The organism is Georgenia sp. Z2081 (genome assembly GCF_055326445.1).
Window position 1 is genome coordinate 135464 of the sequence record NZ_JBUZNK010000008.1, and the last position, 14385, is coordinate 149848.

Here is a 14385-nt window from a genome sequence, read left to right on the forward strand (position 1 = left end):
GCTTCGCCGACGGAGAGCGTCGGACCGGACGCCCCGGCGGCGATATGGTGCCCCGATGACCGACCTGACCGCGCGGATGCGCGCCGTGCGCGACCGCGTGGTGTCCGCGGCGACCGACGCCGGCCGAGACCCGCGGGAGGTGCGCATCCTGGTCGCGGTGAAGACGCAGCCGACGGAGGAGATCCTGGCCGCGCTCGACGCCGGCGCGACGGTCCTCGGCCACAACCGGGTCGACGAGCTCGCGGGCTCCGGGCCCGCGCTGTCCGCCCCGGACGTGCTGGGCCACGAGATGCACCTGATCGGGCACCTGCAGTCGAACAAGATCAACGCGGCCCTGCCGTGGACGACGTGCGTGCAGTCGATCGAGTCGACCAGGCGGGCGCGGAAGATCGACGAGGCCGTCGGGCGCCGCCTCGACGCCGGTGAGGGTATCGGCCCGCGTCGGCAGCCGCGGCCGCTCGACGTCATGATCCAGGTCAACACCTCCCGCGAACCGACCAAGCACGGCGTCGACCCGGAGTCGGCCGTCGACCTCGCCGCGTACGTCGGCGAGCGCCCGCACCTGCGGCTCACCGGTCTGATGACGATCGGCGCGAACAGTCCCGACGCCGGGCTCGTGCGCGCCTCGTACACCGAGCTCGCCGAGCTGCGCGAGCGCATCGGTCAGGAGGTCGGCGGGCTCGGCGCGCTCGAGCTGAGCATGGGGATGTCGGGCGACATCGAGCCGGCCGTGGCCGCCGGCGCCACGATCGTCCGCGTCGGCACGGCGGTCTTCGGCCCCCGCCCCGCGCCTGCCCGCCCCGATCCTCACGAGTGAGCGGGGTTCCGCCCGACGAATGAGCGCGGGTCCGCCCCGCGAGTGAGCGGGGTTCTGCCCCGCACGTGCCCGCCGATCGTCCCGCAGGTCTCAGCCGCGCTCCGCAGCGACGAACGCCGCCGTCTCCTCGGCCACCGCGCTCCCCTCGCGCACGAACAGGGCCGGCTCACCGATCGGTGCGTCGACCTCGACCTCGGCAACACCTGAGTCCTCGCCGTACACGTCGCCGCTCCAGACGTGCACCCACCGGCCGGGCGGGAGCACGACGTCGACACTGTCCTCCCCCGGCTCCAGCACCGGGGCGAGCACCACGTCCGGCCCCATGGCGAGCTCCGCGCCGGCCTGCTCCAGCAGCTCGTCGCCGCCGTGCACCATCCACGGGTGGTGCTGGGCGGCCCCGAGCGGATCGTCCGCCGTCAGCCGCGCGCGCTCCGGCCCGAGGGCGACGAACAGCCGCGCCGACGATGCGAGCACCTCGGCGGTCTCGCCGGAGCCGGCGGCCTGGACCACGTCGGCGGGCCGGTTGCCCTCGTGGGTCCGGAAGACCGGACCGAGCACGGAGGCCTCGCCCCACCGGGCGAGGAGCTCGGCGTCGCGTCCGATGTCCGGCACCACGGGCAGGGCGAGGCTGGTGTAGCCGCCGACGTCGGAGTGCATCTGCGCCATCCCGCTCGCCGCGGTGGCGTGCAGCATCGCCGGCACGGAGGCGAGCCCGTCCTCGGCCGACCAGTCCTGGAGCTGGTCGCCGAGCCAGAGCGCGTCGGCGGATCCCGAGGACGCGGAGTGCCCGCTGCGGTGCCAGACGAGGCCCTCCTCGGCGAGACCGGCCAGCTCGAGCGCGCGGTTGTTGACCTCCTGCCACAGCACGGGCCATGCGGCCCGCCACTCCTCGCCGGTCCCGCCGGCCAGGACGGCGTCCGGCGGCGGGCCCTCGGCGAAGTCCGCCATCCAGCCCGACGCCCCCGCGCCTGCGACCTCGTCGGCGATCGCCTGGGCGATCCACTCGCGGGCCTCCGGGCTGGTCAGGTCCACCATGGCGGCGGTGAAGCCCTGCTGGTCGAGCTCGACGACCTCACCGTCACGGCCGACGACGAGGTGGCCGAGCTCGGTTGCCTCCGCGTGCAGGTCCCGGTCGCCACGGTCGGCGGCTGCGGCCCCGCTGTCGGCGGAGAGGAAGGCGTTGGTGTAGGTGAGGACGCGGATGCCGTCAGCCGCCAGCTCCTCGACGAGCTCGTCCCATCCGGGGTAGCGCTCCTCGTCGAGCACCCAGTTCCACTGGAGGCGGTCACCGAATGAGGTCACCCGTCGACCCGTCCAGTCCTGCAGCCACACGGCGGCGACCGGCACGCCTGCGCCCCGGAGCACCTCCAGCTCCGCGCGCACCTCCTCCGTCCCGCCCTGCAGGCCGACGACGGCGCCCTCCTGCGTCCAGTCCGGCGGCGGTTCGGCGGCCCCGGCCCACCCGGACTGGATCTCGACGGCCTCGAGCGGCGTCCCCGCGGCAGCGACCGAGAAGGACGCCTCCTCCGACCAGACCTCCCACACGAGCTCGTCGCCGGTGAGGTCGACGCTCGCGATCCGGCCGCCCCGGTAGGCCAGGCTCCGCGCGCGGCTCGTGACGTTGACGCCGCTGACGAGGTAGGTGGTGTCCTGCCCGCCCGCGGCCGCCTCGGCCATGTCGACGGCGAAGGAGAGCGGCTGGTTCCCGCGCCCCACACCCTGCTCGCGAGAGATCAGGGGGACGCGTCGGCCGCGCAGGTCGAACTCGCCGCTCTGGGCACCGAGGCCGTGGACGCTCTCCTCGTCGGCGAGCGCAGCGGTGAGGTAGAGGCGGGTCGGCGCGGGCCCCTGGGTCACGAGGCGGGCATCGACGTCGAGCCGTTCCTCGGCCCCCTGGGCGAGCGTGAGCTCCCACCCGATCTCGCCCTCGTCGCCGCTCAGCCGCCCGCTGAGCCGGAGCTCCTCGCCGTCGAGCGTGGCATCGGTCAGGCTCTGCTCGGTCCAGGTCGCCTCGTGCTCGTCGGCGATCCTCAGCAGTCCGACGTCGTCGCGGTAGGTGGCATCGCCGTCGGCGGCCGTGAGGAAGGCGCCCCCCGCGGGCGTGGACCAGACCGGTCCGTCCGCGGCCGGGTGCGTGACGGTGAGGCCGTCGTCCACGACGACGGTGAACCCCCCGACCTCCCACGTGCCACCGGCCCCGGCGTCGAGCTCACCCTGCGGCGGGTCGGCGAGGTCGGTGGCCGGCGGCGGCAGGCGCCACAGGACGCCGGCCGTCACAAGCACGATGACCAGACCGAGAACACCGACGACGATCCAGCGACGCCTGATGCGCCTGCGCGGTGGGCTCATCTGCACGGGCGCTCCGTCGATTCTCGGTGAACGCCCGCCATCGGGCACCGCGAGACATCGTACGTGGCGGGGTAGCTCGGATCGCCGCTGCTGATCGACAATCTCCCGTCAGGTTCGCGTGATTAGGGTCGTGTACCGGAACAGGCCGCGCGGGCCGTCGAGCCGGGAGTAGTCGTGCCACCGGGGCTGGTACGTGCCGCGGAGCTCGATCGGTGCTGCGCGGCCGCCGCTCTTCGTGCCCGGACCGGCGCCCGGCCCCCACTCGCGGACACCTTCGATGACCGCCCCCTCGTGGATCCGGAAGTCCTCGGCGTTCGTCGTCCCGCCATTCTTAGGGGGCGACCAGTAGCCGGGGTCGTTGGTGAGGACAACGAGCAGCGCGGAACGCCCCTGTTCCACGGCCACGAAGTCCTCGTTGCGTCGTAGGTCCTTGAGGCAGTCGTAGCCGCCGAGGTCCCGAGCGTCGTGACCAGGCAGCTGATACTGCTCGTCGTCGACAGTTCCACGCCATGCGGCCTTGAGGTACTTGAGCTCCACCGCCGTCTGAGCGCCGGTCTGCGAGTCGGTGACCATCATGTCGAGATGCACACCCGGCTTCACAGCGACCTCGAGCCGGACACGCGCCCCCGTCTCCTCCCGTACGGCCATCCCGAGGGCGAGCTGAAAGTCCGCCTCCGAGTGGAACACTCGCCGCTCGTGCGACAACAGGGGTACGACTGCCGCCACGACCTCGGCGTCGACCCTGCCCTTCCGCTTCTGGATCGAGCGCGCGGTCGAGGTGATCGTGACCTCGTCCTCCGCCCAGACGAAGCGGCTGCCCACTTCGCGATCGACGTCCTGCTCGGCGTCGTGCGGCTCGTCCACCATTTCTCCATCCTGCACCGCTCGCTCAAGCGTCGCCCCCTGTCATGCGGCAGGCGCAGCCCCGCGACACACTGGCGGGGACCCTGGGCACGACACGATCGACGAAAGGGACGCCATGACGATCCGCCCGCAGGAGACGGCCACCCGAGACTCGCGCCGACTCGACGGGATCTGGGACTTCGCCCTCGACCCTGACGGCCGCGGCCGGGACGAGCACTGGTTCGCCGGCCCGCTCCCCGACGCCCGCGACATGGCCGTGCCCGCCAGCTACAACGACCTTGTGCCGGACCCGGCCGTCAAGAACCACGTCGGCGACGCCTGGTACCAGCGCACCGTCCGGGTGCCGCGCGGCTGGGCGGGCGAGCGGATCGTCCTGCACCTGGAGTCGGCCACGCACCGCGCGACCGTCTGGCTCGACGACGTCGAGGTCGTCTCCCACGAGGGCGGCTACACGCCGTTCGAGGCGGACGTCACCGAGCACGTCACCCCCGGTGGGACGTTCCGCCTGACGGTCGTGGTCAACAACGAGCTGAGCTTCCGGTCGATCCCGCCGGGCGTCGTCGAGGACACCGAGGACGGACGCCGCCAGACCTACTGGCACGACTTCTTCAACTACGCAGGTCTGCACCGCTCCGTCCGGCTCCACGCGACGCCGCACGACCACGTCACCGACGTCACCGTCGTCACCGGCCTGGACGGCTCCACGGGTACGGTCGACTGGTCCGTCCGCGCGTCGTCCCAGGCCACACCGACGGTTGCCGCCATCCTGCGCGACACCGCAGGCCGAGTCGTCGAGGAGGGGGACGCGGCACTCGTCGCCGGCAGTGCGTCGGGCACCCTCACCGTGCCCGACGTCCACAGGTGGGCGCCGGGCGACGGCTACCTCTACGACCTCGAGGTGCGCATCGCCGACGGCGAGGAGGTGCTCGACAGCTACCACCAGAGCGTCGGGATCCGCACGGTCGAGGTGCGCGGCACCGAGCTCCTCATCAACGGGGAGCCCTTCTACGTCCGGGACTTCGGCATGCACGAGGACCACGACGTCATCGGCAAGGGGCACTCCGACGCGCACCTCGTCCATGACACCGAGCTGCTGCACTGGATCGGCGCGAACTCGCTGCGCACGTCCCACTACCCCTACAGCCAGGACGTGCTCGACCACGCGGACCGCCACGGGCTGGTGGTCATCGACGAGGTCGCCGCCGTCGGGCAGAACATGGGCCTGGGCGGCGGGATCTTCGGCGACCAGGGCTGCACGACCTTCTCGCCGGAGACGATCAACGACGAGAGCCGCGAGGTCCACGCTCAGGCGATCCGCGAGCTCGTCCACCGGGACAAGAACCACCCGAGCGTCGTGCTGTGGTCGATCGCCAACGAGCCCGAGTCGGACACGGAGCCGGCCGAGGACTACTTCCGGCCGCTGTTCGCGCTGGCTCGCGAGCTGGACCCGACGCGCCCGGTGGGTTTCGTCAACGTCATGCTCGCGCCCCACGGGAAGTGCCGGGTCACGCAGTTCGCGGACGTCCTCATGCTCAACCGTTACTACGGGTGGTACGTGCACACGGGGGAGCTGGCGGCCGCCGAGCGCGCATGGACGGCTGAGCTGGAGGCCTGGGCGGGCGACAGCAAGCCGATCATCGTCACCGAGTACGGCGCAGACACCCTGGCCGGACTCCACTCGGAGCCAGCAGAGCCGTGGAGCGAGGAGTACCAGGTCGCGTACCTGGAGATGAACCACAAGGTGTTCGACTCGATCGACGCCGTCATCGGCGAGCACGTGTGGAACTTCGCCGACTTCGCCACGAAGGCCGGCGTCATGCGGGTCGGCGGCAACAAGAAGGGCGTCTTCACCCGTGACCGCCGCCCGAAGACCGCCGCGCACGCCCTGCGCAGGCGCTGGCTCGCGGCCGACCGTCAGGGCTGAAGCAGCTCCAGTACGCGATCGAGCTTGGTGTCGACCGCGTCTACCTTGGTGTCGACCGTGCCCACCTTCGACTCCACCGACCCCACACGGCCATCGACCGCATCGACCTTGGACTCGATCGAGTCGAGCCGAGCGCCGTGTGCGGTGATGTCGTTGCTGATCTCGCCCAGGCGGTTGGTGTGACGCCGCTGGGTGAGGGAAATGGTCGAGAGCATCTCGTAGATGGCCTCGACGTCGTTGTCCAGCTGGCGCACCTACTGCTCGATGCTCGTCGACGTCATGCCCACGACAGTAGCCCCGTCCGCGGGCCCGATCGAGGGGCGGCCGCCCGGCTGTGGACAACGTCCCGGCGCCGGGGCGATGTGGGCCGGACCACGTCTGGCGCGGCCGGGCACCGCTGCTCCCCAGCCTCGCGGGACCGCCGTCGCATCAGCGGATCGTGAACCCGCCGTCGACGACGAGGTCGGCGCCGTTGATCATCGCCGAGGCGTCGGAGGCGAGGAACACGGCGGCCGCGGCGATCTCCTCGGGGTACGCGAACCGGCCGTTCGGGATCTCGGCCTTGTGCGCGTCACCCTTCGGGCCCGCCCACGCCTTGCGGCCCATGTCGGTCAGGACGACGGTCGGCGAGATCGTGTTGACCGTGACCCCGCGGCCGCCCCACTCGTTGGCGAGGTTCTTCGTCAGGCCGATGACGCCGAACTTCGAGGCGCCGTACGCCACGTGCTGGTCGAGCGCCACGCTCCCGCCCTGGGACGCCATGTTGATGACGCGTCCCTGACCGGCCTCGAGCATGTGGCGGGCGACGGCCTGCGCGACGACGAACGAGCCCGTGAGGTTGATGTTGATCGTCGTGCGGAAGTCGTCGACGGAGAGTTCCTCGGCGGGGCCGAGGAGCGCGACGCCGGCGCTGTTGACGAGGATGTCGATGCGGCCGGTCTCGGCGACGACGGCGTCCACGGCCCGCCGGACGGAGGCCTCGTCGGAGACGTCGCACTGCTGGGACACGCCGCCGTCGAGGTCGGCCACCTTCGCGGCTGCGGCATCGCCGTCGAGATCGAGGACGGCGATACGCGCACCCTTGGCGGCATACGCGTCGACGATCGCGGAGCCGATGCCGGCGGCGCCGCCAGTGACGAGAGCGACCTTTCCGGCCAGGTTGAAGTCGAGGTCGACGGTGGGAGCTGTCTCGGACACGGGGGTCTCCTTCGGTCGGGCGGCGATGACGCGGCGACCGGCACTCGACCGGCGCCACTCCCATCGTCTCGTCCGGGAGCCGGCGCTGCACCGTCGCGGCTCACGGCCCGCACCGAGCGCCGAGCACCGACGCCGCCGCTCACCCCACGCGGCCGACCTCGCGGACGGCCGCGCCGAACACGCCGGGGAGGGCGCGCGCGAGCGGCACGAGCCGTCGTCGGACGGCCGGCACGCCGGTCGCGGTCAGCAGCGCCCGGGTGAGAATCCGGTGGCGGCGCACGATGCGCCGCCACTGCCGCTCGTACCGCTCCGGGTCGTCGTCGACCACTGCTCCTACCGCCGCCTCGGCCTGCGCCAGGGCGAGGGACAGCCCCTCCCCCGTGAGCGCGTCGACGTAGCCGCTGGCGTCACCGACCAGCAGCGTCCGGCCGGCCACCCGGCGCCGCGAGGCTTGCCCGAGCGGGCCCGCGCCGCGCACGGACGAACGTGGGCCTCGCCCGCCCGCACCCGGGCCGCCGATGCGTTCGACCAGCTCCGGGAACGCCGCGAGGTGCTCCGCATAAGGTCGCCGCGTCGAGGTGAGGATCGCGATCCCGACCTCGTCCGGTCCGACGGGCGTCACGTACGCCTCGGCGTCGGCGGCCCAGTGCACCTCGACCCGATCGGTCCAGGGCGCCACCGCCACGTGCTGCCGCAGCCCGTAGCGGCGCGGGCCGCGGACCGCCGCGTCCAGTCCCAGCGCTCGCCGCAGGGGCGAGTGCAGCCCGTCAGCCACGACGAGGTGACGCGCCGGGCGCCCGTCGGCCACGACACCCTCCCGGTGCGCCACGACGTCGCGCACACGCCCGGCCTCGATCGGCACGCCCGCCTCCCGCACGGCGTCGAGCAGGGCCGCGTGCAGGATCGTGCGACGCACCCCGCGTCCGGGAGCGCCGTCGGCGAAGTCCGCCTCGGCGGTGACCGTCCCCGCGCAGTAACGGATCCCCCGGAGCTCCCGTCCCGCAGGCTCGACCCCGAGATCGAGCAGCCGGCTGAGCGCGGCCGGCATGAGCCCCTCGCCGCAGGCCTTGTCGATGACGCCGGCCCGGGGCTCGATCACCACCGTGCTCAGGCCCGCCCGGGCGGCGAGCAGCGCGGTCGCGAGGCCCGCGGGTCCCCCACCGGCGACGAGCAGGTCGAGGGTCACGACGGGCCGGCCACACCGGTCGGGTCGCCGAGCTCGGTCAGCGCCCGGTTCTCGGTGCGGATCCGCACGGTCAGCAGCGCCGCGTTCGCCACGCTGAACACGAGCGCCGTGACCCACGCCGTGTGCACGAGCGGCAGCGCGAACCCCTCGACGACGACGGCCACGTAGTTCGGGTGCCTGAGCCACCGCAGCCGGTAGGGCCCGCGGGCCACGAGCGTCAGGCCGGGGACGATGATGACCCGGGTGTTCCACTGGTGCCCCAGCGAGGCGATGCACCACCAGCGCAGACCCTGCGCCGCCAGGGCGAGCGCGAGCATCGACCAGCCCAGGACGGGCACGAAGTCGGGGCGGAGCGTCCACACCTCGACGAGGCACCCGAGCAGCAGCCCCGTGTGCAGCACCACCATCACCGGGTAGTGGCCGACCCCGTGCTCGCGCCCCCCGCGCGCAAAGCTCCAGCGCGCGTTGCGCCTGGCGACGACGAGCTCGGCCACACGCTCCACGCCGACAGTGAGCACGAGCGCGGTGAAGAGCAGCAGGCTCGTCCCGGTCACGGTGCCTCCGGCATGCGCAGCAGCACGACCTCGAGGCTGAAGCCCGGGCCCATCGCCATCATCACCCCGTACGAGCCGGGCGCGGGCGGTCGCCGGTCGAGGGTGTCCCGCAGGATGTGCAGCACCGACGCCGAGGACATGTTGCCGACGCGCCGCAGCGAGTCGGTGGTCAGCGCGAGCGCCTCGGGGCCGAGGCCGAGCGCCTCGACCAGCGCGTCGATGACCTTGGGGCCGCCCGGGTGGCACACCCACCAGCCGACGTCACGGACGCCGAGCCGGTGGTCCCGAAGGAACGCGGCGACGTCCTCACCCACGTGGCCGCGGACGAGGTCGGGCACCTCGGCGCCGAGGACGATCCGCAGACCGGTCGACCGCACGTCCCATCCCATGACGTCCTGCGTGCCGCCGTACAGGCGGCTCAGGCTGTCGACGACGACGGGGCCGGCGGCGCTGTCCAGCGCGGCACCGCGACCGGACGCGAGCGGGTGCTCGTCGCCGACCATGACGACGGCGGCGGCGCCGTCGCCGAACAGCCCGCTCGCCACCAGGTTGGCCGGGGAGGCGTCGCCACGCTGGATCGTCAGGGAGCACAGCTCGACGGAGAGCAGGACGGCGACGCCCCGCGGGCGCCCCTTCAGCAGGTCGTGCACGCGCGCGATGCCGGCCGCGCCACCCATGCAGCCGAGCCCGATCATCGGTACCCGGACGACGTCGTCGCGAAGTCCGACGCGCGCGGCGACGCGTGCCTCGATCGACGGCACCGCGAGCCCGGTGACGGTGGTGGAGACGACGAGGTCGACCTCCCCGGGCCGCAGCCCCGCGCGCTCGAGAGCGCCGGTCACCGCCTCGGAGCCGAGCTCCCGCGCGGCGCCGATGAAGGCGTCGTTCGCGGCGCCGAAGTCTGTCAGGGCCGCGTACTCCTCGAGCGGCAGAGCGACCTGACGCTGGTCGACGCCGCAGTTCGCGTGGATCCTGCGGAGCACCTTCTCGGTGGCGCCGTCGACGCCGATGACCTCGACCAGGGCGTCCGCGAGCCGCTGCTGCGCGTAGCGGTGGTCCGGCAGCACGGGTTCGACAGCGACGACGCTGGTCATCTCGTCAGGCTAGGGCCGCGAGCCTGGTGCCGCTCGGTGGGCACCGTCGCCCTACGCTCGCCCCATGCGGACCGCCCTCGCGCTCGCCCGGGCGTGCCACCCGGCGCCGACGGTGGCCGTCACGGTGCTCGCCGGACTGCTGGCGGTCGCGGCCGGGCACCCGGCGTCGATGACGGTGCTGGTCGCGGCGGCGGTGTTCGCCGGGCAGCTCACGGTGGGGTGGTCGAACGACCTCGTCGACGCCGACCGCGACGTGGCGACCGCTCGCCGGGACAAGCCGCTCGTCACCGGCGAGATCACGCGGGCGGCGCTGCGCCGCGCGCTGGTTCTCGCCTCGGCGGCCTGCGTCGCGCTGTCCCTGGCGGTCGGTCTGCTCGCCGGACTCGTGCACCTGACCCTCGTCGCCGCCGCGTGGGCATACAACCTCGGGCTCAAACGCACCGTGTGGTCGTGGCTGCCGTACGTGGTGGCGTTCGGGCTCCTACCCGCGTTCTCCTGGCTCGCCCTCGATCCGCCGGCGATGCCGCCGTGGTGGGTGATGGTCGTCGGCTCGGTCCTGGGGTTCGGCGCGCACCTGCTCAACACGCTGCCCGACCTCGACGACGATGCGCGCACCGGCGTGCGTGGGCTGCCGCACCGCCTCGGCGCCCGCCGCTCGAGCGTGCTGGCGGTCGTCGCGCTCGTCGCCGGCACGGCGGTCGTCGTGCTCGGGCCCGCCGGCACCGGTCCGTGGTGGGGATGGGCGGTCCTCGCCATGAGCGTGCTGCTGTCGGTCGGCGCGCTCGTGCTCGGCGGGCGGGCGCCGTTCCGCGCGGCACTGGTCATCGCGCTCCTGGACGTCGTCCTGCTCGTCGCGCGGAGCTGACCGAGCAGACCGCCGCTCAGCGACCCGCCACCGCTCCGCAGGCCGCCGCGACGTCGTCCGCCAGAGCCTGCGCGGCGTCGTCGTCGAGGTGGTGCACGGTCAGACGCAGGTGCCAGGACGGGTCGGCGTCGTCGATCGCGAACTCGTCCCCGGTGCGCGCGAGCCACCCGCGCCGCATGAGGTGCTCCGACACGTCGCGGGCGGGCCCGGGCAGCGGCACCCAGAGGCTGAGGCCGTCGGAGCCAGGTACGTCGATGCCGTGCGCGGCCAGGCGGGCGGTGAACGCCGCGTTGCGGTCGGCGTAGTGGACGGCCGCGCGCTCGATGGTGCGCCGGGCGGCGTCGTCGGTGAGCAGTGCGTGCGCGAGGCGCTGGAGGATGTGGCTGACCCACGTGGTGCCGGGGCTCAGGCGCATCGCGAGGCGGTCGGCGGTCTCGGGGTCCGTGGCGGTCAGGGCCAGCGACATGTCGGGGCCGAGGAACTTGGAGACCGACCGGATCAGGGCCCAGCGCTGGTGGTCCGGGCCGACGATCGTGCGGAACGGCCGCCTGGACAGCAGCGAGTAGTGGTCGTCCTCGACGACGAGCACGTAGGGGTGCTCCGCGAGCAGCTCGCGCAGCGCGGCCGCGCGCGACTCGCTCAGGCTCGCGCCGGTGGGGTTCTGCGCCCGGGGCGTGCACACGACGGCGCGGACGCCGCTCTCGAGGGCGGCCCGCAGCCCGTCGACGGTCATCCCCTCCGCATCCACCGGCACCGGGACGGGCCGGTACCCGGCGAGCCGCACGGTGCGGATGGTGGCCAGGAAGCACGGGTCCTCGAGCGCGACGGCGTCGTCCCGGGTCAGCGCCTGCGCCAGGAGGCGCTCGACGGCGTCGAACGCCCCGCTCGTCACCGTGAGGCGGCGCTCCCCCGCGGCCCCGACGTCGGGGTCGAGCCAGCCGCGCGACAGGTCCTCGAGCCCGGCGTCGACGACGGGCTCGCCGTACATCACGGGCCTGCTCGACAGGGCGGCGAGCGCCGGACCGGGGTCGGGGACGTGCGCGGGGTCGGGGTTGCCGGTGGCGACGTCGCGCAGGACGGTGTCTGCGGCGTAGCCCTCCTGCGCGACGGCGGAGCGACCTGCCACCTGCGTGCCTGCCCGGCCGCGGGTGACGACGAGCCCGGCCTGCCCGAGCTGTCGGTAGGCGGCCACGACCGTGTTGCGGTTGACGCCGAGGCGGTCGGCGAGCATCCGCACCGAGGGGAGCTGCACGCCCGGACGCAGGCCGCCGCGCTCCACGAGGTCGCGCACGCTGTCGACGATCTCCGCCGCCGTCCCGCCCCGGATCTCCGCCGAGGTCTGCCCCGCGGCGGCCCGGGCGATCTCACCTGTCGTCATCGGGTCCGAGCCTACTGGCGGACGGGTTACGCTTTTGACCTAGGCCAATCATCGGCCGTGTCTACACATCGCACGGAAGGTTCGTCATGACCGCCACCAGCACCGCGACCGCCACCAGCACCGCGACCACCACCAGCACCGCGACCACCACCCACGCCGGGCGCGAGACGTCCGCGCGCCTGGCCGAGGAGCTCACGAACTCCTTGCGGGGCGGCGTCATCATGGACGTCGTCACGCCCGAGCAGGCGCGGATCGCCGAGGACGCGGGCGCGGTCGCCGTCATGGCGCTCGAGCGCGTCCCGGCCGACATCCGCGCGCAGGGCGGCGTGGCCCGGATGAGCAACCCGGACCTCATCGACGGGATCATCGCCGCCGTCTCCGTGCCCGTCATGGCCAAGGCGCGCATCGGTCACATGGTCGAGGCGCAGGTCCTCCAGCACCTCGGGGTGGACTACGTCGACGAGTCCGAGGTCCTCTCGCCGGCCGACTACGCCCACCACATCGACAAGACGGCCTTCACGGTCCCGTTCGTCTGCGGGGCGACCAACCTGGGCGAGGCGCTGCGCCGCATCACCGAGGGCGCGTCGATGATCCGGTCCAAGGGCGAGGCCGGGACGGGCGACGTCTCGGAGGCGACCCGCCACATCCGCCAGATCATCGGCGAGATCAACGCGCTGCGCGCGAGGTCCGCGGACGAGCTCTACCTCGCGGCCAAGGAGCTCCAGGCCCCGTACGACCTGGTGGTGAAGGTGGCCGAGGCGGGACGGCTGCCGGTCCCGCTGTTCACCGCCGGCGGGGTGGCCACGCCCGCCGATGCCGCCATGATGATGCAGCTCGGCGCCGACGGCGTGTTCGTCGGTTCGGGCATCTTCACGTCCGGGGACCCGGTCGCCCGCGCCAAGGCGATCGTCCGGGCCACCGCTGCCTACGACGACCCGGCGGTCGTCGCAGAGGTCTCGCGCGGCCTGGGCGAGGCGATGGTCGGCATCAGCGTGACCGACCTCCCGGCTCCGCACCGGCTCGCCGAGCGCGGGTGGTGAGCGGGCCGGTCACGGCACGCGGTAGGTCCACGTGTCATCCGTGAACTTGGACCGGACGAGCGCCTGCGCCTTCTCGAGCTCTTCGGGGTGGAGCCCCGACTCGACCGTGGAGTACCGCAGCCGCAGGTGGTCGAGAAAGGACTCGATGATCGCCTCGCGCGCCATGCCGGTCTGGCTGCGCATGGGGTCCACGCGCTTGGCGGCCGAGCGCACGCCCTTGTCGGAGAGCTTCTCGCGGCCGATCCGCAGCACGTCGAGCATCTTCTGCGCGTCGATGTCGTAGCTCATCGTCACGTGGTGCAGCACCACTCCGGACGCGAACCTCTTCTGGGCCGCTCCCCCGATCTTTCCGGCGTCGGACGCGATGTCGTTGAGCGGGACGTACCGGGCGTTCACGCCGATCTCCTTCAGGGCGTCGAGCACCCACGCGTCGAGGAAGGCGTAGGACTGCTCGAAGCTCAGGCCCTCGACGAGCGAGGTCGGCACCACGAGCGAGTACGTGATGCAGTTGCCGGCCTCCATGAACATCGCCCCGCCACCGGAGACGCGCCGCACCACGGACATGCCGTAACGGTCGAGGGCGGCCTCGTCGACCTCGTTGCGCACGGACTGGAACGAGCCGATGACCACCAGGGGTGCGTCCCACTCCCAGAACCGCAGGACAGCGCCGCGCCGTCCTGCGGCGACCTCGCCGGGGATCACCTCGTCGAGCGCGACGTGCATGGCCGGGTGGAGGGTGGGCCCGTGGACGAGCTCGATGGTCAGGTCGTCCCAGGAGATCGCGCGGCCCAGCGCCCGGCGCACGGCGATGCCCACGCCCTCGGCGGTGAGGCCGAACGGGTGCACGTCCGGCCGGTCGAGGACGGTGGCCGCCACGGCGGCGAGCTCGGCCGACGACGCCGACTCCGGCTGCCCGGTGAGGGCCGCGTCGAGCTCGGCGAGCGCCGAGTCGGGTTCGAGGAAGAAGTCTCCCGCGAGGTGGACGTCCGTCAGTCGTCCGTCGGCCACCTCCAGGTCGACGACGACGAGCTTGCCTCCGGGGACCTTGTACTCACCATGCACGACTCGAGCCTACGCACCCCCTGACATTCGTCGAGAGTGCGGTTCTCCGACCGCG

Annotated in this window: 13 protein-coding genes; 4 read left to right on the forward strand and 9 right to left on the reverse strand. The window is 73.1% G+C overall.

Annotation, left to right across the window (positions count from 1 at the left end; translation table 11 throughout):
* Positions 1 to 55 precede the first annotated feature (55 nt).
* Entirely contained in the window at positions 56 to 817 is a 762-nt protein-coding gene (locus ACZLKG_RS12015; protein ID WP_463648863.1) for a YggS family pyridoxal phosphate-dependent enzyme, read from the forward strand.
* Between the two features lie 90 nt (positions 818 to 907).
* Here the strand turns inward: ACZLKG_RS12015 and ACZLKG_RS12020 are convergent, their stop codons facing one another.
* Together ACZLKG_RS12020 and ACZLKG_RS12025 are read right to left on the reverse strand one after the other, a co-directional pair.
* Positions 908 to 3166, reverse strand: coding sequence for an alpha-glucosidase (locus ACZLKG_RS12020; protein WP_463648885.1), 2259 nt, complete (start codon positions 3164 to 3166; stop codon positions 908 to 910).
* A 108-nt stretch (positions 3167 to 3274) separates the two neighbouring features.
* Positions 3275 to 4033, reverse strand: coding sequence for a hypothetical protein (locus ACZLKG_RS12025; protein WP_463648864.1), 759 nt, complete (start codon positions 4031 to 4033; stop codon positions 3275 to 3277).
* Positions 4034 to 4145: 112 nt separating this feature from the next.
* On the opposite strand from ACZLKG_RS12025, the gene uidA reads away from it, so the two are divergent.
* Positions 4146 to 5954 carry a beta-glucuronidase gene (gene uidA, locus ACZLKG_RS12030; RefSeq protein WP_463648865.1) on the forward strand — a complete coding sequence of 603 codons (1809 nt, stop codon included), beginning with the start codon at positions 4146 to 4148 and terminating at the stop codon, positions 5952 to 5954.
* Here uidA and ACZLKG_RS12035 read toward each other — a convergent pair.
* The 5 genes from ACZLKG_RS12035 to ACZLKG_RS12055 form a co-directional block, all read right to left on the reverse strand.
* On the reverse strand, positions 5945 to 6208 hold the full coding sequence (locus ACZLKG_RS12035; protein WP_463648866.1) for a hypothetical protein: 264 nt from the start codon (positions 6206 to 6208) through the stop codon (positions 5945 to 5947). The genes uidA and ACZLKG_RS12035 overlap by 10 nt on opposite strands.
* Positions 6209 to 6383: 175 nt before the next feature.
* Positions 6384 to 7151, reverse strand: coding sequence for a GolD/DthD family dehydrogenase (locus ACZLKG_RS12040; protein ID WP_463648867.1), 768 nt, complete (start codon positions 7149 to 7151; stop codon positions 6384 to 6386).
* 139 nt (positions 7152 to 7290) lie between these two features.
* Positions 7291 to 8337: an NAD(P)/FAD-dependent oxidoreductase gene (locus ACZLKG_RS12045; protein WP_463648868.1), complete on the reverse strand. Its 1047-nt coding sequence runs from the start codon at positions 8335 to 8337 to the stop codon at positions 7291 to 7293.
* Positions 8334 to 8891 carry an isoprenylcysteine carboxyl methyltransferase family protein gene (locus ACZLKG_RS12050; protein ID WP_463648869.1) on the reverse strand — a complete coding sequence of 186 codons (558 nt, stop codon included), beginning with the start codon at positions 8889 to 8891 and terminating at the stop codon, positions 8334 to 8336. The genes ACZLKG_RS12045 and ACZLKG_RS12050 overlap by 4 nt, the downstream gene beginning before the upstream one ends.
* Positions 8888 to 9985 (reverse strand): type III polyketide synthase, encoded by a 1098-nt coding sequence (locus tag ACZLKG_RS12055; RefSeq protein WP_463648870.1) that lies wholly within the window; start codon positions 9983 to 9985, stop codon positions 8888 to 8890. The genes ACZLKG_RS12050 and ACZLKG_RS12055 overlap by 4 nt, the downstream gene beginning before the upstream one ends.
* A 64-nt stretch (positions 9986 to 10049) precedes the next feature.
* On the opposite strand from ACZLKG_RS12055, the gene ACZLKG_RS12060 reads away from it, so the two are divergent.
* Entirely contained in the window at positions 10050 to 10850 is an 801-nt protein-coding gene (locus ACZLKG_RS12060) for a UbiA family prenyltransferase (RefSeq protein WP_463648872.1), read from the forward strand.
* A gap of 16 nt (positions 10851 to 10866) precedes the next feature.
* Here the strand turns inward: ACZLKG_RS12060 and ACZLKG_RS12065 are convergent, their stop codons facing one another.
* On the reverse strand, positions 10867 to 12228 hold the full coding sequence (locus ACZLKG_RS12065) for an aminotransferase class I/II-fold pyridoxal phosphate-dependent enzyme (protein ID WP_463648873.1): 1362 nt from the start codon (positions 12226 to 12228) through the stop codon (positions 10867 to 10869).
* 86 nt (positions 12229 to 12314) lie between these two features.
* Between ACZLKG_RS12065 and pdxS the strand changes: the two genes are divergently transcribed.
* Positions 12315 to 13268 carry a pyridoxal 5'-phosphate synthase lyase subunit PdxS gene (gene pdxS, locus ACZLKG_RS12070; protein ID WP_463648874.1) on the forward strand — a complete coding sequence of 318 codons (954 nt, stop codon included), beginning with the start codon at positions 12315 to 12317 and terminating at the stop codon, positions 13266 to 13268.
* Positions 13269 to 13277: 9 nt separating this feature from the next.
* Here pdxS and ACZLKG_RS12075 read toward each other — a convergent pair whose 3' ends face one another.
* Positions 13278 to 14330, reverse strand: coding sequence for a lipoate--protein ligase family protein (locus tag ACZLKG_RS12075; protein ID WP_463648875.1), 1053 nt, complete (start codon positions 14328 to 14330; stop codon positions 13278 to 13280).
* Positions 14331 to 14385 lie beyond the last annotated feature (55 nt).

Excerpts from the sequence above, each read along its gene's own strand:
- ACZLKG_RS12015 (WP_463648863.1), top strand. The coding sequence starts at position 56 with ATGACCGACCTGACCGCGCGGATGCGCGCCGTGCGCGACCGCGTGGTG.
- ACZLKG_RS12020 (WP_463648885.1), bottom strand. The coding sequence starts at position 3,166 with ATGAGCCCACCGCGCAGGCGCATCAGGCGTCGCTGGATCGTCGTCGGT.
- ACZLKG_RS12025 (WP_463648864.1), bottom strand. The coding sequence starts at position 4,033 with ATGGTGGACGAGCCGCACGACGCCGAGCAGGACGTCGATCGCGAAGTG.
- uidA (WP_463648865.1), top strand. The coding sequence starts at position 4,146 with ATGACGATCCGCCCGCAGGAGACGGCCACCCGAGACTCGCGCCGACTC.
- ACZLKG_RS12055 (WP_463648870.1), bottom strand. The coding sequence starts at position 9,985 with ATGACCAGCGTCGTCGCTGTCGAACCCGTGCTGCCGGACCACCGCTAC.
- ACZLKG_RS12060 (WP_463648872.1), top strand. The coding sequence starts at position 10,050 with ATGCGGACCGCCCTCGCGCTCGCCCGGGCGTGCCACCCGGCGCCGACG.
- ACZLKG_RS12065 (WP_463648873.1), bottom strand. The coding sequence starts at position 12,228 with ATGACGACAGGTGAGATCGCCCGGGCCGCCGCGGGGCAGACCTCGGCG.
- pdxS (WP_463648874.1), top strand. The coding sequence starts at position 12,315 with ATGACCGCCACCAGCACCGCGACCGCCACCAGCACCGCGACCACCACC.